Origin of the sequence: Sphingopyxis sp. RIFCSPHIGHO2_12_FULL_65_19, from assembly GCF_001830555.1 — a bacterium.
Taxonomy (GTDB): domain Bacteria; phylum Pseudomonadota; class Alphaproteobacteria; order Sphingomonadales; family Sphingomonadaceae; genus Sphingopyxis.
The window spans coordinates 36,373-58,275 of record NZ_MIAM01000069.1; the positions used below are offsets into that span (position 1 = coordinate 36,373).

At 65.1% G+C, this 21,903-nt stretch carries 23 protein-coding genes; 16 read left to right on the plus strand and 7 right to left on the minus strand.

The window, feature by feature from the left end; translation table 11 throughout:
• The first annotated feature begins 10 nt into the window (after positions 1-10).
• Positions 11-796 (plus strand): Coq4 family protein, encoded by a 786-nt coding sequence (locus tag A3E77_RS18750; protein ID WP_293648970.1) that lies wholly within the window; start codon positions 11-13, stop codon positions 794-796.
• A gap of 132 nt (positions 797-928) precedes the next feature.
• On the opposite strand, the gene A3E77_RS18755 is transcribed toward A3E77_RS18750, so the two are convergent.
• The 5 genes from A3E77_RS18755 to A3E77_RS18775 form a co-directional block, all read right to left on the minus strand.
• Complete coding sequence (locus A3E77_RS18755) at positions 929-1,666, minus strand: DUF72 domain-containing protein (protein WP_293648973.1); 738 nt, start codon at positions 1,664-1,666, stop codon at positions 929-931.
• A gap of 17 nt (positions 1,667-1,683) precedes the next feature.
• A complete protein-coding gene (gene purL / locus A3E77_RS18760; protein WP_293648976.1) occupies positions 1,684-3,927 on the minus strand; it encodes a phosphoribosylformylglycinamidine synthase subunit PurL in 2,244 nt (747 codons plus the stop codon).
• Between the two features lie 83 nt (positions 3,928-4,010).
• A complete protein-coding gene (locus tag A3E77_RS18765; RefSeq protein ID WP_293648978.1) occupies positions 4,011-4,307 on the minus strand; it encodes a hypothetical protein in 297 nt (98 codons plus the stop codon).
• 131 nt (positions 4,308-4,438) lie between these two features.
• Positions 4,439-4,855, minus strand: coding sequence for a DUF2177 family protein (locus tag A3E77_RS18770; protein ID WP_293648980.1), 417 nt, complete (start codon positions 4,853-4,855; stop codon positions 4,439-4,441).
• Complete coding sequence (locus A3E77_RS18775) at positions 4,855-5,526, minus strand: hypothetical protein (protein WP_293648983.1); 672 nt, start codon at positions 5,524-5,526, stop codon at positions 4,855-4,857. Before A3E77_RS18775 ends, A3E77_RS18770 begins: the two co-directional genes overlap by 1 nt.
• Positions 5,527-5,608: 82 nt before the next feature.
• Between A3E77_RS18775 and A3E77_RS18780 the strand changes: the two genes are divergently transcribed.
• The 8 genes from A3E77_RS18780 (at position 5,609) to tgt (ending at position 13,355) form a co-directional block, all read left to right on the plus strand.
• Entirely contained in the window at positions 5,609-5,869 is a 261-nt protein-coding gene (locus A3E77_RS18780) for an exodeoxyribonuclease VII small subunit (protein WP_293648986.1), read from the plus strand.
• 6 nt (positions 5,870-5,875) lie between these two features.
• A complete protein-coding gene (locus A3E77_RS18785) occupies positions 5,876-6,796 on the plus strand; it encodes a polyprenyl synthetase family protein (protein ID WP_293648989.1) in 921 nt (306 codons plus the stop codon).
• On the plus strand, positions 6,796-7,302 hold the full coding sequence (coaD, locus tag A3E77_RS18790; protein ID WP_293648992.1) for a pantetheine-phosphate adenylyltransferase: 507 nt from the start codon (positions 6,796-6,798) through the stop codon (positions 7,300-7,302). The genes A3E77_RS18785 and coaD overlap by 1 nt, the downstream gene beginning before the upstream one ends.
• Positions 7,303-7,459: 157 nt before the next feature.
• The gene (locus tag A3E77_RS18795) at positions 7,460-8,221 is read left to right on the plus strand and encodes a peptidylprolyl isomerase (RefSeq protein WP_293648995.1); all 762 of its coding nucleotides are present in this window, start codon (positions 7,460-7,462) and stop codon (positions 8,219-8,221) included.
• Positions 8,222-8,257: 36 nt separating this feature from the next.
• Positions 8,258-9,295 (plus strand): tRNA preQ1(34) S-adenosylmethionine ribosyltransferase-isomerase QueA, encoded by a 1,038-nt coding sequence (queA, locus tag A3E77_RS18800; RefSeq protein WP_293648998.1) that lies wholly within the window; start codon positions 8,258-8,260, stop codon positions 9,293-9,295.
• 153 nt (positions 9,296-9,448) lie between these two features.
• Positions 9,449-11,635: an EAL domain-containing protein gene (locus tag A3E77_RS18805; protein ID WP_293649001.1), complete on the plus strand. Its 2,187-nt coding sequence runs from the start codon at positions 9,449-9,451 to the stop codon at positions 11,633-11,635.
• Positions 11,636-11,695: 60 nt separating this feature from the next.
• Positions 11,696-12,184 carry a hemerythrin domain-containing protein gene (locus tag A3E77_RS18810; protein ID WP_293649004.1) on the plus strand — a complete coding sequence of 163 codons (489 nt, stop codon included), beginning with the start codon at positions 11,696-11,698 and terminating at the stop codon, positions 12,182-12,184.
• 46 nt (positions 12,185-12,230) lie between these two features.
• Positions 12,231-13,355, plus strand: a complete 1,125-nt coding sequence (tgt, locus tag A3E77_RS18815) for a tRNA guanosine(34) transglycosylase Tgt (protein WP_293649007.1) — start codon at positions 12,231-12,233, stop codon at positions 13,353-13,355.
• A gap of 2 nt (positions 13,356-13,357) precedes the next feature.
• On the opposite strand, the gene A3E77_RS18820 is transcribed toward tgt, so the two are convergent.
• Positions 13,358-13,492, minus strand: coding sequence for a NepR family anti-sigma factor (locus A3E77_RS18820; protein WP_293649010.1), 135 nt, complete (start codon positions 13,490-13,492; stop codon positions 13,358-13,360).
• 244 nt (positions 13,493-13,736) lie between these two features.
• Between A3E77_RS18820 and A3E77_RS18825 the strand changes: the two genes are divergently transcribed.
• The 7 genes from A3E77_RS18825 (at position 13,737) to xth (ending at position 20,625) form a co-directional block, all read left to right on the plus strand.
• Entirely contained in the window at positions 13,737-14,531 is a 795-nt protein-coding gene (locus tag A3E77_RS18825; protein ID WP_293649013.1) for a response regulator, read from the plus strand.
• A gap of 59 nt (positions 14,532-14,590) precedes the next feature.
• Positions 14,591-17,308, plus strand: coding sequence for a bifunctional [glutamine synthetase] adenylyltransferase/[glutamine synthetase]-adenylyl-L-tyrosine phosphorylase (locus A3E77_RS18830; RefSeq protein WP_293649016.1), 2,718 nt, complete (start codon positions 14,591-14,593; stop codon positions 17,306-17,308).
• Positions 17,305-17,772, plus strand: coding sequence for a peroxiredoxin (locus tag A3E77_RS18835; protein ID WP_293649019.1), 468 nt, complete (start codon positions 17,305-17,307; stop codon positions 17,770-17,772). Before A3E77_RS18830 ends, A3E77_RS18835 begins: the two co-directional genes overlap by 4 nt.
• A gap of 1 nt (position 17,773) precedes the next feature.
• A complete protein-coding gene (locus tag A3E77_RS18840) occupies positions 17,774-18,565 on the plus strand; it encodes a ferritin-like domain-containing protein (RefSeq protein WP_293649022.1) in 792 nt (263 codons plus the stop codon).
• Positions 18,566-18,680: 115 nt separating this feature from the next.
• Positions 18,681-19,382, plus strand: coding sequence for a M23 family metallopeptidase (locus tag A3E77_RS18845; RefSeq protein WP_293649025.1), 702 nt, complete (start codon positions 18,681-18,683; stop codon positions 19,380-19,382).
• Between the two features lie 91 nt (positions 19,383-19,473).
• A complete protein-coding gene (gene erpA, locus A3E77_RS18850) occupies positions 19,474-19,815 on the plus strand; it encodes an iron-sulfur cluster insertion protein ErpA (RefSeq protein ID WP_293649028.1) in 342 nt (113 codons plus the stop codon).
• A 39-nt stretch (positions 19,816-19,854) separates the two neighbouring features.
• Positions 19,855-20,625 (plus strand): exodeoxyribonuclease III, encoded by a 771-nt coding sequence (xth, locus tag A3E77_RS18855; protein ID WP_293649031.1) that lies wholly within the window; start codon positions 19,855-19,857, stop codon positions 20,623-20,625.
• 154 nt (positions 20,626-20,779) lie between these two features.
• On the opposite strand, the gene A3E77_RS18860 is transcribed toward xth, so the two are convergent.
• Entirely contained in the window at positions 20,780-21,901 is a 1,122-nt protein-coding gene (locus tag A3E77_RS18860) for a DUF1501 domain-containing protein (protein ID WP_293649034.1), read from the minus strand.
• Positions 21,902-21,903: the final 2 nt, after the last annotated feature.

A 21,903-nucleotide genomic window follows, 5' to 3' on the forward strand; every position in this document is an offset into this window, starting at 1 on the left:
GGGAACCGCCATGACCATCCCCACCATCTTCTCCCATCCCGATCGCCAGCCGCAGAAGTTCCGCCCGTTCAAGGCGTTCCAGCACTTCCGCAAGCTGATCAAGGACAAGGAAGACACCGAACAGGTGTTCCACATCTTTGAAAATCTGCCGCGTAAGGGTTTCATGGACGACGCGCGCGCCTTTGTGACAAGCGATTTCGGACGGAAGCTGATGGAAAGCGAACCCTATCTGCCCGACCTGCTCGACGATCACAGCTGGATCGACGAACTGCCCGAGGGCAGCGTCGGCCACGCCTATGTCACGTTCATGCGGCGCGAGGGGCTGTCGGCAGCGGGGCTGGTGGCCGAGGCTGACAAAATGGGCCGCCCCAAGTTCGACGACCAGGTGCAATGGTATGCCAATCGCCTGCGCGACACGCACGACCTGTTCCACATCCTGACCGGCTATGGCCGCGACGCGCTCGGTGAACAATGCGTGCTCGGTTTCACTTACGGCCAGACGGGCAATTACGGCAATTTCTTCATCGCCTATGCCGGTGGTTTTGAAGTGAAGCGCGGTGTGAAAGCCGATGCTCCGGTGTTCGGCGCGATCCGTCAGGGCCAGCGCCACGGCAAGGCCGCGAAAGCGATTATCGAGCAGGATATCCGGGCGCTGCTGGCCGAACCGCTGGACGCGGCGCGCGCGCGGCTGGGGATCGGCGAGCCGACGCTGTATCAGGAAGCGCACCGCGCCTATCGCAGCCGCGGAATTGATCCGTATAATTTCCTGGCGGCGCAGCAGGCCGTCGCGGCTTGAATTAGATCCTCCCTGTCGCGCAGCGATGGGGAGGGGGACCGCTCGCGAAGCGAGTGGTGGAGGAGCGGCGTCATAGCCCCTCCGTCAGCGCTTCGCGCTGCCACCTCCCCATGGCTTCGCCACAGGGAGGCTCTATTTTAGCCTCGCGATCAGCGCCTGTGCGGCCGCCGGGTTGCGGACCTTCGCGCCCGATATGAAGAAGAGATAGACGTCGCGGTCGCCCTTGGCCCAGTCTTTCGCCCGCTTTGCCCACCCGTCGAGCGCCTTGGCGTCGTAGCCCGTTTCGACATCCTCCTCGCTGCGCTGCAACCGCGCATAGGTGAAGTCGGCGGTCTGCTCGTCGATGCACGGAAATTCATCGCTGTCGGCATAGACGATCGCCATATTCCGCTCGCGCAGCATCTCGACAAACGCCGGATCGCGGAAGCTCTCGTGCCGCACCTCGATTGCGTGGCGCAGCGGCAGGCCGTCCTGCGTCTCGGGAAGCAGGTCGAGAAAGCCCGCGAAATCGTCAGGCACGAATTTCTTGGTCGCCATGAACTGCCAGTGGATCGGGCCGAGCCGGTCGCCAAGGCGGGTCAGCCCCTGCGTCAGGAATTTCTCGATCGACGCTGCGCCGTCCACCAGGACTTTGCGGTTGGTCGTAAAGCGTGACGCCTTGACGCTGAACTTGAAGCCGTCGGGCACCGCCGCCGCCCAACTGGCAAAGCTTTCGGGCTTCTGGCTGCCGTAATAGGTGCCGTTGATCTCGATCCCGGTCAGATGCTGACCGGCATATTCGAGTTCGCGCTTCTGCGCGAGGCCGGCGGGGTAGAAGGGGCCGCGCCACGGCTCGAAGGTCCAGCCGCCGATGCCGATATGGATGCTCATGGGCCCCTCTCTTTCCTTTATGCGAGCGCCGCGTCGGCTCCCATCAACGTCGGGAAGAAACCTTCGTGCGCCTCGCGCAGTTCCGCGAGCGTCACTTCGTGGTCGCTATCGGGCAGCTCGAACACGATGCGGTCCTTGATCGTGCGGCCAACGGGATCGACCGGCACGTCGGCGCGGCCCGCAGCGTCGAGGAAGTCGGCGAGGCAGGTGTCGCAGACGGTGACGAGGTAGAGACCCTGATCCTCGCCGAAAAAGCTTTCGGCGACGCCGAAGGGCTGTTCCTCGCTCACTAGCACGCCGATGTTCGATTTCAGCGCCATTTCGGCGAGCGTTACCGCCATGCCGCCGTCGGAGACGTCGTGGCAGGCGGTGATCCAGCCGGAGTTGATCGCGTGGCGGATGAAATCGCCGGTGCGCTTTTCGCAGCGGAGATTCACCTCGGGCGGCGGACCTTCTTCGCGGCCGTGGATTTCGCGCAACCACGCTGACTGGCCCAGATGACCTGCGCGTTCGCCGACCGCGAGCACGATGTCGCCGGTGCGCTTGAAGCCGATGCCGACTGCCTTGTTCAGATCCTCGATCACGCCGACGCCGCCGATTGCGGGGGTCGGCAGGATCGCGCTGCCGCCGCCGGTCGCCTTGGATTCGTTATAGAGGCTGACGTTGCCCGAGACGATCGGATAGTTGAGCGCGATGCACGCCTCTGCCATCCCATCGAGGCAGCCGACGATCTGGCCCATGATTTCGGGGCGCTGCGGGTTCGCGAAGTTCAGGCAATTGGTGATCGCGAGCGGGGTCGCGCCGACTGCGGTGATGTTGCGCCAGGTTTCGGCGACCGCCTGCTTGCCGCCCTCGACGGGGTCGGCGTAGCAATAGCGCGGGGTGCAGTCGGTCGACATGGCGAGCGCGCGGTTGGTGCCGTGGATGCGGACGAGCGCGGCGTCGCCGCCGGTCTGCACCGTGTCGGCGCCGACCTGGCTGTCGTACTGCTCCCAGATCCAGCGGCGGCTGGCGATGTCGGGGGTGCCCATCAACCTCTTGAGGTCGGCGGCAACGTCCTGCGTTTCGGGGACGTTCGTCAGCGCAGGCTGCTTCGGGGTCGGAACGTGCGGACGGTCGTAGAGCGGCGCATCGTCGGCGAGCGGCGCGAGCGGGATGTCGCAGACGATCTCGCCATGATGTTCGAGCACCATGCGCCCGGTGTCGGTGACGGTGCCGATGACCGCGAAGTCGAGTTCCCATTTGTGGAAGATCGCGGCGGCGAAATCCTCGCGGCCGGGCTTCAGCACCATCAACATGCGTTCCTGCGATTCGGACAGCATCATTTCATAGGCTGTCATGCCGGTTTCGCGTTGCGGCACATCGTCCATCTTGAGATGGAGGCCGACGCCGCCCTTCGACGCCATTTCGACCGACGAGGAGGTCAGGCCCGCGGCGCCCATGTCCTGGATCGCGACGATCGCATCGGACGCCATCAATTCGAGGCACGCCTCGATCAGCAGTTTTTCGGTGAAGGGGTCGCCGACCTGTACCGTCGGGCGTTTTTCCTCGGCATCCTCGCCGAAGTCCGCGCTCGCCATCGTCGCGCCGTGGATGCCGTCGCGGCCGGTTTTCGACCCGACATAGACGATCGGATTGCCGACGCCCGATGCAGCCGAATAAAAGATCTTGTCCTGTTCGGCGACGCCGACGGTCATCGCGTTGACGAGGATATTGCCGTCATAGGCCTTGTGGAAATTGACCTCGCCGCCGACGGTGGGGACGCCGACGCAATTGCCATAGCCGCCGATGCCGTGGACGACGCCCGAGATGAGGTGCTTCATCTTCGGATGATCGGGGCGGCCGAAGCGCAGCGCGTTGAGGTTCGCGACCGGACGCGCGCCCATCGTGAACACGTCGCGCAAAATGCCGCCGACCCCGGTCGCCGCGCCCTGATAGGGTTCGATATACGACGGGTGGTTGTGGCTCTCCATCTTGAAGATCGCGGCGAGCTTCTTGCCGTCCGGCCCTTCGCCGATGTCGATCACCCCGGCATTTTCGCCGGGGCCACAGATCACCCAAGGCGCCTCGGTCGGCAGTTTCTTCAAATGAAGGCGCGAGCTTTTATAGCTGCAATGTTCGGACCACATGACCGAAAAGATGCCGAGTTCGACAAGGTTCGGTTCGCGCCCGATCGCGGCGAGGACGCGATCATATTCCTCGGGCGAAAGCCCATGCTCGGCGACGATTTCGGGGGTGATGGCGGGCGATGGCTGAGTCATGGCGCGCCTTTAGCGACACCAGCGCAAAACGAACAGACCCCATGATGCGAAAACATCATGGGGTCTGCGGTCGAAACGAGGGATTAGCGCGAAGCGAGCGTGGTCGTCTCGGCCTTGAGCGGCTCGACGTCGCGCAGCGTGAAGCTCACCTGCTGCGAACCGACGGTGCCGCGGACGCGGTGACTGCCGACGCGCAGCGTGAACGGCTTGCCGGTGCGTTCCTCGACGCCGCTGATCACGCGGGTGTCGCCGACCTGCTTGACGGTATAGCTGTACGTCGCGCCTTCATGCTCGAAACGCTTGGTCGCTGCGTCCTTTGCGATCGCTACCGACGGCACCAGCGCGAGCAGGCCGAGGACGGGAAGAATGATCTTTTTCATGATGCAAGTCCTTGTCTATTGAACAAAACTTGCCTTCGAGCCCCTCTCTTCTTGTGCGGTGCAGCATGACTGGCGATGCGAGCGCCAGCAATTGCAAAAAACGGAATTGTGATTGCGCTGCGTGATGGGGGTCAGCGGCTTTCGGGCCACCAAGCGAGCACGGCCCACGCCGCAGCGCCGGCAGCAAACCCCGTCGCGAACGTGCCCCAGGCGATGTCGAGCAAGGTTACCTTGGTCGACCAGATTTTCATCGTCGCATGGTTGGTGAGGTCATAGGTCATGTAGCAGAAGAAACCGAATAGCGCGCCCCATTGCGCCGCGACCTGCCATTTGCCCGCCGCCAGCGCGGGTGCGATCGCGAAGATCTGGATGCCCAGCATGTAGAGCGCATAAAATATGAGGGCAGGCGCCGGACGCCATCCATCCATCAGCAGCGCCCCGATTTCGGGGCGATAGATTTTTGCCACCATGATGCGCAGCCACAGGGCATCGAGGATGCCGAAGATGATCGCGGTGGCGGCATAGCTGGCGACGAATTGCTGGGTCATCACGAAACTCTGGCGGCGGTGGTCGTGCTGGCGCGACGACCGGCGCCCGCCCATGCTGCGGCGACAGCGATCAGCGCATAGGCGGCCAGCATCGTTGCCGGGATCGCGAGCGAATAGACGGGCGCCTTCGGCCCGAACCAGTCGACCGCTTGGGCCAGCAGGAGCAAGCCGACCAGCGCCCACAGCCGCCCGTCGCCCCGCGGCGCATCGGTCCGGCGCGCATAATAAAATATGGCGCCGCCGATCAGCACAATCTCCAGCGGCATCGCTATCAGCGGATGATCCCACAGGCCGAGTCCGAACTTCGGCGGTGCGCCATAGAGGGTCAGGTCGGGAATATGGACGAGCAGGTCGATAAACCAGTGCGATGCGACGACCAGCGCGGCGCCGATCGCCGCAGCTTTTCGCCGGGTGGCGAACCCGACGACCGCGCCGAAAGCCGCCGCCCAGATCAAGGTCCCGAGCAGGCTGTGCGTGTAGGGCATATCGTGAAGGTCCATCGGGTTCATCGCTGTGATGCCGGGGACGATCCGCATCGCCTCGATCCCCGGGACCAGCAGCACCGCAAAACCGATGTCGACGATCTGCGCGGCAACGAACAAGGTGCCGAGCCCCGCCGCCCCCGGACGGGCTGCGGCGATCAGCGCCGGGGCGAAATGGCCGATGAACATGGCGCCAGCCTATCGCGGCGCGGGTTGGCGTCAAGCTTGACCGCACTTGACCGCGGGGGGGCGAAGGGGCCAAAGCAGGAGCATGACGGACACCCTCGACCCCGCCGCCGCTGACATCGCATCGCTCTCGTTTGAAGCCGCGATGGGCGAACTGGAGACGATCGTGCGGCGGCTTGAAAGCGGCGACGTCAGTCTGGAGGAATCGGTGGCGCTTTATGAACGCGGTCACGCGCTGCGCGGTCATTGCGAGGCGCGGCTCGCCGCCGCGCAGGCGCGGATCGAGCAGGTCAGCTTCGGCGCCGACGGTCGCCCGGCCGGGACCACATCCTTCGGCGAAAGCTGATCCGCCATGGCGTCCGTCGACAGCGATATTTCGCGCGGAACGCAATTGCTGCTGAGCACCCAGGCCGAGGTGGTCGAGGGGATCGACCGGCTGTTCGACCAGTTGCTGCCCGTCCCCGCCGATCCGCGCGGTCCGCTTTACGAAGCGATGCGCTACGCCGCGATTGCCGGGGGAAAGCGGCTGCGCCCGTTGCTGGTTCGCGCCGCGGGCGACCTGTTCCACGTCGATCGCGCGCTGACGCTGCGGGTCGGCGCGGCGGTGGAGGCGATGCACGTCTATTCGCTGATCCACGACGACCTGCCGTGCATGGATGATGACGACATGCGCCGCGGCAAGCCGACGGCGCACAAGGCGTTCGGCGAGGCGACCGCGGTGCTCGCGGGCGATTCGCTCCATGCGCTCGCGTTTGAATGGCTTTGCGATCCGCTGACCAGTGCCGATCCGTTCGTGCGCGGTGAGCTTTGCTGCGAACTTGCGCGCGCCGCCGGTCCCGCAGGTATGGCGGGCGGGCAGATGATGGACCTCGCCGCCGAAACCGCCAATTTCGACCTGCCGACGGTGACGCGGCTCCAGCAACTCAAGACCGGCGCGCTGATCGCCTTTTCGGTCGAGGCAGGCGCGATCCTGGCGCGCATCCCGCCCGACAGCCGCACGCCGCTGCGCGGCTATGCCCGCGACATCGGCCTGGCGTTCCAGATCGCTGACGACATCATGGATGTCGAGGGCGACGAGCAACTCGCGGGCAAGGCGCTGCACAAGGACGAAGCGGCGGGCAAGGCCACCTTTGTAACGCTGATGGGACTGGAACGCGCGCGCGAACAGGCGACGTTGCTTGTCGAACAGGCCATCCAGCATCTGGCGGGGTTTGGCGCAGAAGCCGCGCTGCTCCGCGCCATCGCGCGCTATGTCGTGGAAAGGGATCGTTGATGCGGGTGGGGGTTTATCCGGGCACGTTCGATCCGATCACGCTCGGCCATATGGACATCATCCGGCGCGGCGCGAAGCTGGTCGACCGGCTGGTCATTGGCGTAACGACGAACATCACCAAATCGCCGATGTTCGACGATGACGAACGCATCGCAATGGTGAAGGCAGAAGTCGCCGGGCTGGGCGGCGATATCCGGGTCGTCGGCTTCAACTCGTTGCTGATGGACTTTGCGGAGCGCGAGGGCGCGAGCGTCATCGTCCGCGGACTGCGCGCCGTCGCCGATTTCGAGTATGAATATCAGATGGCGGGGATGAACCAGCAATTGAACGACCGGATCGAAACGGTTTTCCTGATGGCCGACGTCGGACTCCAGCCGATCGCGTCGCGGCTGGTCAAGGAAATTGCGATCTTTGGTGGCGACATCCAGAAATTCGTGACGCCGTCGGTGCGCGATGCCGTCGTCGCGCGCATCGCCGAGCGGGGCCTGCTCCAGGGCGATCGTTGATATGTGAAACGTCGCCGGCGCGCCGAATAAGCGAACAGCGATCATTGAGCGTTCAGCTTTTTCCGGCTACGGCGCGCCATCGGGGCGCAAATCCAGTTTATAGTCTAAAGGCCGATCCAGCATGAAATCATCCTTCCGCCCCTTGGTTCTTACCGTGATGGCGTTCGGCCTTGCAGGCGCGACCATCGCGCAGGAGGCGCCGCCCGCGCCCGCGCCGAACCCCGAAGAAAGCCAGCCCGCGCCGCCGGAAAGCCCGGCCCCGGCGCCGGTGGACGCGCCGCCCGCAGCGTCTGCGGCGACCGACGCACCCGCCGCGACCGAAGTCCCTGCGGTGCCCGCGATGACCCCCGACCAATATATCGGCAATCCCGAATATATGCTCAATATCGACCTGTCGACGGGCGGGCGGGTCGTGATCCAGCTCTATCCCAACGTCGCGCCCAACCATGTCGACCGGCTGAAACAGCTAGCGCGCGCCGGCTTTTATGACGGGGTGAAATTCCACCGCGTCATCGACGGCTTCATGGCGCAGACGGGCGATCCGACGGCGACGGGGCAGGGCGGCTCGCAGCTTCCCGACCTCAAGGCCGAATTCAACGTCACGCCGCACCTGCGCGGCACATTGTCGATGGCGCGCGCCGAGAGCGAGGACAGCGCGAACAGCCAGTTTTTTATCATGCTCCAGCCGCGCTTCGCGCTCGACCGTCGCTACACCGCCTTCGGCCGTGTCGTGTCGGGGATGCAATATGTCGACGCGATCCAGAAGGGCGAGCCGCCGGCGGTGATGTCGCGCATGGTCCAGGTGTCGGTCGCGGCCGACAACAAGCCGGTGCCGCCGGCGTCGGCGCTGGTCGAAGCGGTTCCCGCGCCGACGGCCGCACCGACCGTCGACGAACTCAACGCCCCGATCAACCCGTAAGCGCGAGGGCGCGCCCGCCGGAATCGGACCCCAGCCATGCGCGTCGACGCCTTTGATTTTGAATTGCCGAACGAGCGCATAGCGCTCCGTCCGGCCCGCCCGCGCGATTCGGCGCGGATGCTGGTCGTCGATGGCGACCGGATCGTCGATGCGGGCGTCGGCGACCTGCCGCAATGGCTGCGCCCCGGCGACTGCCTCGTCTTTAACGACACGCGTGTCATCCCGGCGCAGCTCGAGGGCCGTCGCGGCGACGCCAAAATCGGCGCCACGCTCCACAAGCGGATCGACCTCCGCCGCTGGCAGGCGTTCGTCCGCAACGCCAAACGGCTGCGCGTTGGCGAGACGGTCGATTTCGGGGCGGGGGTCATGGCGCTGGCCGAACAACGCTTGCCCGACGGCAGCTTCGTCCTTGCCTTCGCCGGCGACGAACCAGTCGAAGTGCTGCTCGAACGCGCAGGGACGATGCCGCTGCCACCCTATATCGCCGGCAAACGCGCGACCGACGATGCGGACCGCGCCGATTACCAGACGATGTTCGCGCGCGAAGATGGCGCGGTCGCGGCGCCCACCGCGGCGCTGCACTTCACGCCCGAGCTGCTGGCCGCGCTGGCCGCGGCCGGCGTCGGGACCCAAACGCTGACACTGCACGTTGGCGCGGGCACCTTCCTGCCGGTAAAAGCCGACCATACCGAAGATCATGTCATGCATGCCGAGTGGGGACGGATCGACGCCGATACCGCGGACCGGCTCAATGCGGTGCGCGCCGCGGGCGGCCGCGTGATCGCGGTGGGCACCACCAGCCTCCGGCTGCTGGAAAGCGCGGCACGCGACGACGGTATCATCGCGCCTTTCGCGGGGGATACGGCGATCTTCATCACGCCCGGCTATCGTTTCAAGGCCATCGACGGGCTGATGACCAATTTTCACCTGCCGCGATCGACCCTGTTCATGCTGGTCAGCGCTCTGATGGGGCTTGATGTGATGCAGTCGGCCTATGCCCACGCGATCCAGGATCATTATCGTTTCTATAGCTACGGTGACGCGAGCCTGTTGCTGCCGGAAAAGCGCGGCTGACCATCTTTGCGCGGCGCGCGGGTCGACAATCCTTGTCCGCGGTCAAGCCATTCAAAAATGGCCTGTTCGGACAGACCCTTAGATATTTACACTATCGCAATGCCTTGTCGGCATAGCGGCAGGACTGTGGGGATCAGCTGAAGAGTTTATTGGATGGAATTGCCATCGCGGATCGAGTCCGGCGACCGGGTAGAGAGTGTCGAAGACGTCCCGCGCGGCTTCTTTGGCGTTCTGGGCGCGCGGATCGGCAAACAGCGCGGCGACGCCGCGCCGAACCTGCACACCCACGAAGCATTGGCGCTCCTCCAGAATTATGAGGAAAGCGGCCAGGGATGGTTCTGGTCGACCGATGCCAAGGGGCGGCTAACCTATATCACCGATTCGGTGGCCCGATTGATGGGGCGGACAAGCGGCGCGCTGCTTGGTACGCCGCTTGTCGACCTGTTCCTGCCCGTCGACAGCCATGGCGAACGCCAGCGCACGCTGCCATTCCTGTTGACCCGGCAGTCCAAGTTTGAGCAGCTGCCGCTGCGCAGCGCCTTTGAGGGCGACGATCGTTGGTGGGCGATTTCGGGCCGGCCGCAGTTCGACGCGGCGGGCAAGTTCACGGGCTATCGCGGCAGCGGCACCGACGTCACCGCGCAGCGCCGATCGGCCGAGGATGCCTCGCGCCTTGCGCTCTATGATTCGCTGACCGGGCTCGCCAACCGCTTCCACATCTCGAAAAAGCTCGACGCGACGCTTGCAGCCTTCGCGCAGCAGCAGCGGTCGTGCGCGATCATGCTGCTCGACCTCGACCGTTTCAAGCAGGTCAACGACACGCTCGGCCACCCGGCGGGCGATGCGCTGTTGAAACAGGTCGCCGAACGCTTGTTGAAGATCGTCGGGGACAAGGAAATGGTGAGCCGCCTTGGCGGCGACGAGTTCCAGATCATCCTTCCCGACATCGAAGATCGCGGCAAGCTGGGTGACATGGCGGCCGATATCATCGCCAGCCTGTCGCAGCCCTATTCGGTCGAGGGAAGCCGCTGCATCATCGGTGCGTCGGTGGGCGTGGCGATCGCGCCGTTCGATGGCCTCAGCAGCGACGATCTGGTCCGCAACGCCGATCTTGCGCTTTATGCCGCAAAGGGGAATGGCCGCGGCCGCTTCGCCTTTTATTCGAGCGACCTGCACCAGGCGGCCGAAGACCGGCGCGTGCTCGAAGAAGATCTGCGCGATGCGCTCGCGCGCGGCGAAATCGAGCTTGGTTACCAGCCGGTCGTCAATTCGCGGTCGGACATGGTGACCGGGGTCGAGGCGCTCGTGCGCTGGACGCACCGCGAACGCGGACGGATTTCGCCCGGCGTGTTCATTCCGATCGCGGAGGAAGCCAATCTGATCTGGCCGCTTGGCGAATGGGTGCTTCGCAAGGCGTGCGAGGATGCGGCGCGCTGGCCGGGCGATATGCGGGTCGCGGTCAATGTCTCGCCGATCCAGTTCGCGAACCCCGACCTGCCAAAGGTCGTTGCGAACGCACTGGCAGCGACCGGACTGGCGCCTGACCGGCTGGAACTGGAAATTACCGAAAGCGTGTTCCTTGCCGATTCGGCGGAAACCAGCCGGATGTTCGACGCGCTGAAGAATCTGGGCGTCCGCCTGGCGCTGGACGATTTCGGAACGGGCTATTCGTCGCTCGGCTATCTGCAATCGGCGCCCTTCGACAAGATCAAGATCGACCAGAGCTTTGTCCGCGATGCGACGATTCCGGGGTCGCGCAACGGCGCGATCATCGCCGCGATCGTCGCGCTTGCCGAGGCGCTCGACATGGAAACGACCGCCGAAGGCATCGAATCGCTCGACCAGCTCGACCTGGTTCGCAAGCTGAACGTCAGCCACGTCCAGGGCTATGTCTACAGCAAGGCCGTCCCGCACGATGAGCTGCTGGCACATGCCGAGGCGGGGTCGTGGACGATCAAGCCGACGGGACCGGCGCGCCAGCGCAACGATCGTTTCTCGTTGTTCCGCAAGGTCGGGGCAATCCACGACAACCATCGTTACGGCGTGGTCATCCGCAACCTGTCCGCGACCGGCGCCTTTATCGAGGGGATATTGGATGTTCCCGTCGGCACGCGCTTCGTCATTGATTTCGGCGAGGGGCAGCTGGTGACCGCGACCGTCCGCCGGTCGATGAAGCATCAGCAGGGCGTCGAGTTTGAACAGACGATGGTCAGCGACGGCAATGGCGGGCTTTGCACGCGGCACCGCGTGTCGCCCTATCTGATCGCGGCCGCGGCGCAGCAGACGAGCGCGCTCGCGCTGCCGTCATTCACGACCACCGCCGACTGGAAGGCGGCCTGACCCGGAACCCTGCCGACGCTGGATCGTATTATCTCCGATCGTTCACCCACGGAGACCGACATGACCGAAACAAAAATCTTCGCCCGGCTCAAGGCTGACCACGACCGCCACCGCGAACTGCTCGACCGCATCGACGCGACGCAGGGCGACAGCGACGAGCGACGCTATTTGTTCGAGACGTTTCGCGTGGAGGTGACCGCGCACGCCGCATCCGAAGAAATGTCGCTTTATGCGACGATGCTGGCGAACCCGGACCTGCGCGATGAAGCGCAGCACAGCGTCGCCGAGCATAAGGAGATCGAAGATTTCCTGACCGAACTTTACGAAATGGACTTCTCCTCGACGGGCTGGCTGACCCGCTTTCGCACGATGAAGGATCGCTACCTCCATCACATCGACGAGGAAGAGGAAGAGATGTTCCCGGAGGCCGAAAAGGGCTTGTCCGATACGAAGAAGCGCGAGCTGATCAAGATTTTTGAAAAGGAAAAGCCGAAGGAAAAGGCAAAGGCGGCAGCCGAAGAGCCGTCGAGTGAGGAAGCCAGGGCCTGATCGCCCACCTCGACTTTTGAACCGCGCGCGGTCATAGGCGCGCGCCATGACCGACAGATTCGCCTTTTCGATCGCCGCGACCGATGGCGTCGCACGCACCGGCGTGATCCGGATGCAGCGCGGCGAAATCCGAACGCCCGCGTTCATGCCCGTCGGCACCGCCGCGACGGTCAAGGCGATGCGCCCTGCCGAAGTGCGCGCCACCGGCGCGGACATCATACTTGGCAACACCTATCACCTGATGCTGCGTCCGACCGCGGAGCGCATGGCACGGCTGGGCGGCCTCCATAATTTCATGGGCTGGGACCGGCCGATCCTGACCGACAGCGGCGGCTATCAGGTGATGAGCCTGTCGGCGTTGACCAAACAGAGCGAAGAGGGCGTGGCGTTCAAGAGCCACCTCGACGGGTCGCGCCATATGCTGACCCCCGAACGCTCGATGGAAATCCAGCGCCTGCTCGGCAGTGACATCGTGATGGCGTTCGACGAATGCCCGCCGAACGGCGTCGATGCCCAGCGCGCCGAGGAAAGCATGGAGCGTTCGATGCGCTGGGCCGCGCGCAGCCGCGCCGGTTTCGACGCGGGCGACGACCATGCCGCGCGATCTGCGCTGTTCGGCATCCAGCAGGGATCGCTCGACGAGAAATTGCGCGCGCGCTCGGCGGCGGCGCTGACCGACATCGGGTTCGACGGCTATGCGATCGGCGGACTCGCGGTGGGGGAGGGGCAGGCGGCGATGTTCGGCGTCCTCGATTATGCCCCCGGCCAGCTTCCCGCCGACAAGCCGCGTTATCTGATGGGGGTCGGCAAGCCTGACGACCTGGTCGGCGCGGTGGCGCGCGGGGTCGATATGTTCGATTGCGTGCTGCCGACGCGCTCGGGCCGCAACGGGCAGGCCTTTACCTGGGATGGTCCGCTGAACATACGCAACGCGAAATTTGCCGAGGATCAGGCACCGCTCGATGCGTCATGCGGTTGCCCGGTATGCGCGACCTGGTCGCGTGCCTATCTGCACCATCTTGTGCGTTCGGGCGAAATGCTGGGGGCGATGCTGATGACGCAGCACAATCTGCATTTCTATCAGGACTTGATGCAGGGGATGCGCGGTGCGATCGGCGCGGGGATGTTTGCAACGTTCCAGCGCGATTTTGATGCGCGATATCGGCGCTGACGTCAGTCGAGCTTGCTCAGCAAATCCAGCAAGGATTGCGGAATCGTCTCGTCCACCGTGGTTTCATAGGCGCGGCGCAGGGCGCCGTTGACGTCCTGCCCCTTGGCGGGAGATTTTTTTTCCGCGTTCTTGCCCAAGGCTTCGCCGCGCGGCGAACCGGATTTAGACGACATTATGGGGGCATCCGCTGGACATGGGACCTTTTGCTAACCGCGCGTGAACCAAAGAGCAATGGTGCGTTTGTTTCTTCCCCATGAAACCAATTTGCGGCTAAATCGTTCCATAACGTCGAAATATATCGGATGCGGGCGGGAAGGCGCGGGAAAATGTCCCTTTTCAGGGCGGTCCGTCCCCTGTTTCGTCACTTTCAGGAGGTAGAATATGTCATTGGGTCAGTCGGTTGCGCCGCATCTTCCTTATCTGCGGCGTTATGGCCGGTCCATTTCGGGCAGCCAGCAGAGCGGCGATATGCTGGTCGCCCGACTGCTTGAAACGCTGGTCGCGAATCCGGGCGCCGTCGACACCAGTGCCGATTTGCGCATCCAGCTTTATCGCATGGTGCATGACAATTTCGGACTGATCGCGGAACAGGCCGCGGCAAGCGACGAAGGTGCGCGGACCGAAATTGCGATCGCCGACGCGCGGCTGCGCCGTATCCCCTCGCTCGCCCGCCAGGCCTTGCTGCTGACCGCCGTCGAGGGTTTCAATTTCGAGGATACGGGGCGGATCATCGGCCGCGACGTCGAAACGGTGCGCGCGCTGATTGCCGATGCGACCGACGAAATCGACCGCCAGACGCGCGCGCGCATCCTGATCATCGAGGATGAACCGATCATCGCTATGGACATCGAAATGATCGTCCGCGAACTCGGCCACGACGTCGTTGGCGTCGCGACGACGCACCGCGAAGCGGTTGACGAGGCGCAAAAGCATCAACCCGGCCTCGTGCTCGCCGACATCCAGCTTGCCGACAACAGCTCGGGGATCGAGGCGGTGCAGGAAATCCTGGCCGACCTCCAGGTTCCCGTCATCTTCATTACCGCTTTTCCGGAACGGCTGCTCACCGGCGACCGGCCCGAACCGGCTTTCCTGCTCACCAAACCGTACCAGCCTGCGACGCTGCGCGCGGCGATTTCGCAGGTGCTGTTCTTCGACGAAAGCACGATCCCGGCCTGAACCATCTTTTGCAACGGCGGGGTTGCGACGTTGCGGGTGCCGGGCGATAGCGGCCGACGATGACACTCGTGGACGCTTCCAGCCGCCAGTCGGCGCTCGACCGGCTCACCGCGCACGCGCCCTTCCTTGCGCGGCTCGCCGAACTATACCCCGATGAGGTGGCGCAATATCTCGTAGATGGCACCGATGCCGCGCTTGCGGCGGTCGCCGTACCGTCAGTCGACGACGACGTCATGCGAACGCTGCGCCAGTGGCGCGGCCGCATGGCGCTGCTTCTCGCGTTGGGTGACCTGTCCGGCGAACATGATGTCCCGACGACAACACGGCTCTTGTCGGACTTTGCCGACCGTGCGTGCGATGCCGCGCTTGCTGCGGCTTTTGCCGAACGCGTGCCGGGCGAGCCGCCGCGCGGCCTGTCGGTCATCGCGCTCGGCAAACTGGGCAGCCACGAACTCAATTATTCGTCGGACATCGACCCGATCCTGATCTTCGATCCCGAAACGCTGCCGCGCCGCGCACGCGACGATCCGGGCGAGGCCGCGGTGCGGATCGCCCGGCGGATGACCGAAATCCTGTCGGCGCGCACTGGCGACGGCCATGTGCTGCGCGTCGACCTCCGCCTCCGCCCGCATCCCGAAGTGACGCCGATCGTGCTCCCCGAAAGCGCGGCCATTTCCTATTATGAATCCGAAGCGCTCGCGTGGGAGCAGGCCGCCTTCATTCGCAGCCGCGCTTCGGCCGGGGACCGCGCGCTGGGCGAGGGCTTTCTTGCGGCGATCCAGCCGTTCATCTGGCGGCGCAGCCTCGATTTCCGGCAATTGAAGGAAATCGGCGCGATGAGCGACCGGATTCGCGACCATTTTGCGCAAGGCCAGGCGTTCGGTCCCGGTTTCGACCTGAAACGCGGGCGCGGCGGCATTCGCGAGATCGAGTTTTTCGCGCAGGTTCACCAGCTGATCTATGGCGGGCGCGACCCGTCGCTGCGCGTTCCCGCGACGCTCGACGCGCTCGCCGCGCTCGCTGCGGCGGGGCGGATCGAGCCAGAGGTCGCCGATCGGCTGTCGGGCCATTACGCGACGCTGCGCCGCATCGAACATCGACTGCAAATGATCGAGGATCAGCAGACGCACAGCCTGCCGACGCAACCGGCCGCGCTCGATTGCGTCGCGCGGCTGGACGGCGAGGCCGACGGTGCGGGGCTGCTTGCGGTGCTCGAACCCGTCGTGACCGACGTCGGCGTCTGCTACGACCGGCTGGTCTCCGAACGCGCGGCGACGAGGGGCCTCCCGCGCGACGAAGGCGGATTGGCGGCCGAATTGATCGTGGCGGGATTCGATCCGCCCGATGCCGCGCTGCGCACGATCGCCGAATGGCGCGGCGGCAAGCTGCGCGCGCTGCGAAGCCCGGCGGCGCAGGGCGCGCTCGAAACGGTGCTGCCCGAACTGGTCAAGGCGCTGGGGGCAGCGCCCGACCCGCAAGCGACCCTGCTGCGCTTCGACAAGCTGGTCGGCGGGCTGCCGAGCGCGGTGGGCTTTTTCCACCTGCTCGCGGCGCAACCCGACCTCGCTAAAATCGCGACGCGGACGCTTTCGCTCGCCCCGACGCTGGCCGAGGCTTTGGCTGCGCGCGTCGAACTGATCGAAGGGCTGATCGACAAGCGCGCGTTCGAGGCCCCGGCGAACAAGGCGGAGCTGCGGGCCGAATGGGCGCCGGGCCTGGCGGGGCTCGATTATGAACGGTTGCTCGACCGGGTGCGCGACCGCGTTGGCGAACGGCGCTTTGCCTATGGCGTGCAACTCATCGCGGGGGCGACCGACCCGCTAGCGATCGCGTGCGGTTATTCCGACCTGGCCGAAGCCGCGCTGCAAGTGCTCGCCGATGCGACGGTCGCCGAATTTGTCCAGGCGCACGGCCGTGTCCCGGACAGCGAACTCGTCGTGCTCGCGCTTGGCCGGCTCGGTGGACGGGCGTTGACGCATGCGTCGGACCTCGATCTCATCTACCTGTTCACCGGCGACCATCTCGCCGAATCGGACGGACCGCGGCCGCTCGGCGCGACGACCTATTACAACCGCCTCGCGCAGCGCGTGACTGCGGCGATGTCGGTGCCGACCGCGGCGGGCAAGCTTTACGACGTCGACACGCGGCTGAGGCCGCAGGGCGCGCAGGGTCCGCTGGTGGTTACGCTCGACAGCTTTGAACGCTACCAGCGCGAAGAGGCGTGGACGTGGGAACATATGGCACTCCTCCGCGCGCGGCCTGTCTATGGTTCGGATGCCGCGATGGCGGAGTTTCGGCAGATTATCGGCGCGCTGCTCGCCACGCCGCGCGATGTGGATCGGCTGGCCGCCGACGCCGCGGCGATGCGAGACAAGATCGCGGCGCATAAACCTGCGCAGGGTGCGCTCGACATTAAGGGTGGTCCTGGCGGTCTCGTAGACCTCGAATTTGCGATGCAGGTGACGCAGCTTGCCAGTGGCCGGTGCCATGATCCGAATATCGCGGCCGCGCTGGCGTGCCTGAAGGCGGCAGGACTGGCACCGCCCGAGGTTTGCGACGCGCACGGCCTGCTCGCGCGGATGCTTGTCATGCTGCGGCTGACCGCGCCCGAGGGCGAGCCCCCCACCGCCGCGGCGCGGCAACTCGTCGCTGCCGCATGTGGCGAACCCGGCTGGCCGCAACTGCTTGCCGCGCACGACGCAGCGCGGCAGGAGATTGCCAACTGGTGGGCCTCGATTCGGCCCGCCGCCCCCGCGCAGCAGGAGACAGGATCATGAGCGGCCCCCAAATAGGCGATGCGATTCCCGCGGTCACGCTTCTCGATGCCGACGGTGCGGTGATCGACCTCGCCGCGATGAACGGCGCACCGCTGGTTGTCTATTTCTATCCCAAGGCGGATACGCCGGGCTGCACGACCGAGGCGCAGGACTTTACCCGGCTAGCGCCCGAATTTGCGCATCTGAATGCGCAGGTCCTCGCCGTATCGCGCGATGCGCCGGCCAAGCTTTGCAAGTTTCGCGACAAATATGGCCTGACCGTGCGCCTTGCCTCCGACGAGGATGGCACGGGGTGCGAGGCGTTCGGTACCTGGGTCGAAAAGCAGAATTACGGGCGGACCTACATAGGGATCGATCGGTCGACCTTCCTGTTCGGCGCCGACGGCAAACTCGCCAAGGAATGGCGCAAGGTGCGCGTCAAAGGCCATGCCGACGCTGTGCTGGAGGCGGCAAAAGCACTTTGACATGTCGACGCTGGGCGATGCCGCACGCGCGGTTCTGCTGACGCCGGACCCGCATGAAAAGCGCCGCGCGGCGCGCGGACTTGCGCGCGCGTGGCGGCGCGGTGACCTGGAGCATCGCTGCGACACGCCGATGCCCGACCGTCCGGCGTGGCCCGCGGCGCCCGAATTGCTGCCCCCCAATGCGATGCCACGGCGCGGCAAGGGTGGTTCGGCGCGCGGTCGGATCGCGCTGCTCCACGCACTCGCGCATATCGAATTTGTCGCGATCGACCTGGCGGTCGATCTGATCGGCCGCTTCGGCGCGGAATTTCCGCGCGCATTCGTCGACGACTGGATCGCGGTCGCCGCTGACGAGGCGATGCACTTCGCGCTGCTCGACCGGCGCCTGCGCCAGTTTGGCAGTTTTTACGGGGACCTTCCCGCGCACGCCGGTTTATGGGAATCGGCAGAAGTTACGGCCGACGATGCGCTGGCGCGCCTTGCGATCGTTCCGATGGTGCTGGAGGCGCGCGGGCTCGACGTCACGCCGTCAACCGTCGCGCGCTTCCGTGCCGTGGGCGACGAGACATCGGCGAAGATTTTATCGCGTATTTACAACGACGAAATTCGCCATGTGCGCGCCGGCACAGACTGGTTCGGCTGGAAGTGCGACGAAAGGGGATTCAATGTCGTTGAAACGTGGCACGCCCTTGTGAAATCGCGTTTTCGCGGCGCGTTGAAGCCTCCGTTCAACGACTCGGCGCGCCACGACGCCGGTTTAACGCAAGAATTCTACGCTGTTATTGCTTCGTAAGGATTGGAACAGCACACAGGCTTCCGCGGGGGATGAGCAATCATCCAAACCAAGAAACACCGGCACCAAGGCCCATTTTCGGACTTTGGCGACATGGCAAACGCGGGGTCGTATTTTGATAAACACTCTTCTGACGCAGAAGTTGCAGCAAGTCGCGATTCTCTGTGCGGCAGCATGTTTCGGACTGGCGACGCCCGCCGTCCACGCCGCCGAAACCAGTGCCGACGCCGGCATTATCGCTCCCGATGAACCCGATGATGACAGCTTCACCGCGGGCGTTCCGTCGGCCGGCGAAGACAGCGAAGCCCGCGCGATTTTCCAGGCGTGGAAGCGCCTCGACACCGGCCTGACCGCCTCGATCGGCGTTGCGGTGCCGTCGCGCCGCCCGATCGACAAGATGTCGCTTTCATCCTCCTATGGCATGCGCGTCCACCCGGTTACCGGCAAGGTTGCGCGCCACAATGGCATCGACATTCCGGCGCCGCACGGCACCCCGATTTACGCGACCGCCGACGGCATCGTCGGCCGCGCCCAGCGTCTCGGCGGCTATGGCAATTATGTCGAAGTCGAACATGGCAATGCCATCCAGACGCGCTACGGCCACATGTCGTCCTATGTCGTGACGCCCGGCCAGTCGGTGAAGAAGGGCGATGTCCTCGGTTTCGTCGGCTCGACCGGCCGTTCGACCGGCAACCACCTCCATTATGAAGTCCGCATCGAAGGCGCGCCGGTCAATCCGATGCCGTTCGTCCGGTCGGACCAGATGGCGATCGCCGCGATCACGGGCAAGAATGTCGCGATGGGCGGTCCCGAATAACAAGCTTAACCGGGTCGGAGAGGAGGGGCGCCAGGCGGGTCAACCGTCGCGGCGCCCTTTTCATTTGGAATAAAGCGCCTATCTAGCGTTCATGGCCTCGCAGCTTTCCGATATCACCCTGTCGCCCGCCGCCGCCGCGCGCGTTCGTTGGATCGCCAACCGAAAGGGCGACGCCGACGCGGCGCTGCGCCTCGCCGTCGATGGCGGCGGCTGTTCGGGCTTCACCTATCGTTTCGGGCTGGCCGACGACATCGACGCCGATGACATTGTGACCGAAACCGACGGGGTGAAACTGGTCGTCGACCCGGTCAGTATCGACCTGGTCCGCGGCTGCATCGTCGATTTTGTCGATTCGCTCGGCGGATCGTCGTTCAAGGTCGAAAATCCGAACGCGGCATCGGGCTGCGGGTGCGGGTCGAGCTTCTCTATCTGACATCTTTCGCAGCGGCGTGCTTGCTGCCATAGCAAGCCGATGAAAATCGCGACCTTCAACATCAACGGGATCAAGGCCCGTCTACCGCGCCTTGTCGAATGGCTGGAAGAAACCCAGCCAGATATCGCCTGTTTGCAGGAACTGAAATCGAGCGACGAGACGATGCCGACCAAGGAGATCGAGGCGGCGGGCTATGGTTTCCTCTATCACGGCCAGAAAGGGTTCAACGGCGTCGCCATCCTTGCCAAGGGCGCAGACCCGGTCGAGGTGCAGCGCGGGCTGGCGGGCGAAGCCGAGGATGAGCAGTCGCGCTATCTGGAGGCCGATGTCCATGGCATCCGCGTCGCGTCGATCTACCTTCCCAACGGCAACCCGCAACCGGGGCCAAAATTCGACTATAAGCTGCGCTGGATGGCGCGGCTGCGCGAGCGCGCGAAATTCCTCCTCGAAAGCGAAATCCCGACGATCCTGACCGGCGACTATAATGTCATCCCGCACGACGACGATGTGTGGGACCCACGTGCGATGGCGACCGATGCGCTGATGCAGCCCGAATCGCGCGACGCTTGGTTCCGCCTGCTCGGTGACGGCTGGACCGACGCGATCCGCAGCCGCCATCCGGCGGGCGGCATCTGGACCTTCTGGGATTATCAGGCGGGCGGGTGGCAGCGCGATCACGGCTTTCGCATCGATCACCTGCTTTTGAGCCCTGCGCTTGCCGACCGGCTGGTCGATGCGGGCGTCGACAAGGATCATCGCGGTCGCGAGAAGGCCAGCGACCACGCGCCGACCTGGGCGGTGCTGGCGTAAATCAAAACTTTGAGTGAAAAATCTGTGAGCTCCCGCGAAGGCGGCAGCCCATCACCAGTCGGTGCTTTATCGAGCCAACCGGAGATGGGTCCCCGCCTTCGCGGGGACACGGCAGGGCTTCGTTCAACGGAGTCCTTCAGGCATTCTTTAACCCTCAGGCCTCAGGATACAGCGTCGACATCACCCGCCCCGGGTCGAGCGCATAATGATGCGCGACCGCGCCCGCGATCACGCTTTCGAGGCTGCGCGTCGGCTTGAGATCGCGGCCTTCATACCGCGCTGCGTTGCCAAGGCCGGGCCAGTCGGCCGACACCTTGCCGCCGTCGTTCAAGCCGCCGCCCAGCAGCATCGCGGTCGATGCGGTGCCATGGTCGGTGCCGCCGGTGCCGTTGACCTCGACCGTGCGGCCGAACTCGGTCGCCACGATGACAAGGGTGTCGCTCCACGCGGACCCCAGCCCGGCTTGGAGCGCGCCGATCAGCTGGTCGAGCCCGCGGAGTTGCGCCGCCAGCCGGCCTCGCTGGCCGCTGTGGGTATCCCAGCCCCCGGTTTCGACCATCATCACGCGCGCGCCATCGGCCGGCAGCATCAGCGATGCCGCCAGCTTGCCGAGGTCGGCGCCATTGCGGCCATTGTTGCCGCCGATGTCGCCCGCCAATTCCTGCGTCTTGATCGCGCTGTCCCACAGCGGATGAAGCAGCGGATCATTGGCGTATAGCGCGGAGAGGCGCGCGATCAGGTCGGCGTCGGCCTGCGGCAGGCGGCTTGGCGCATAGGTGCCGACCTGCACCGAGCCGCGCAGGGCGAGCGGGACCGCCGGGGCAATCGCAATCGCATCGCGTTCGGCGGGGGGGAGAAGGGTCAGCAATCGTCCGATCCAGCCATCGTCGCGGCCATAAGGCCGCGATCCGCCGCCTTCGAGCATATTCTGCCCGTCGAAATGCGATCGGTCGCGATAGGCGGTGGCGATGGCGTGGGCGAAATGCGCCTGTTTTCCCATATATAGTCCCGCGGTGGCGGCCAGCGCGGGGTGCAGCGTGAACATGCCGTCGAGCTTCGCGCCGCCGGCCGTTTCGTCGGCCATCGCGCGGCGTGCGGCGGCCAGCGCGGGGTCGCCCGTCGGTGCGACGATAGCGAGACCGTCGGCGGCGCCGCGCTGGATGATGAAGACAAGGCGTTTCGGCGTGCCCGCGGCGGCATAGGCGAAACCGGGCAATGCCCCCGCGGCGGCGACGGTGATCCCCGACAGGATGATCGAGCGGCGTGAAAGGATCATCG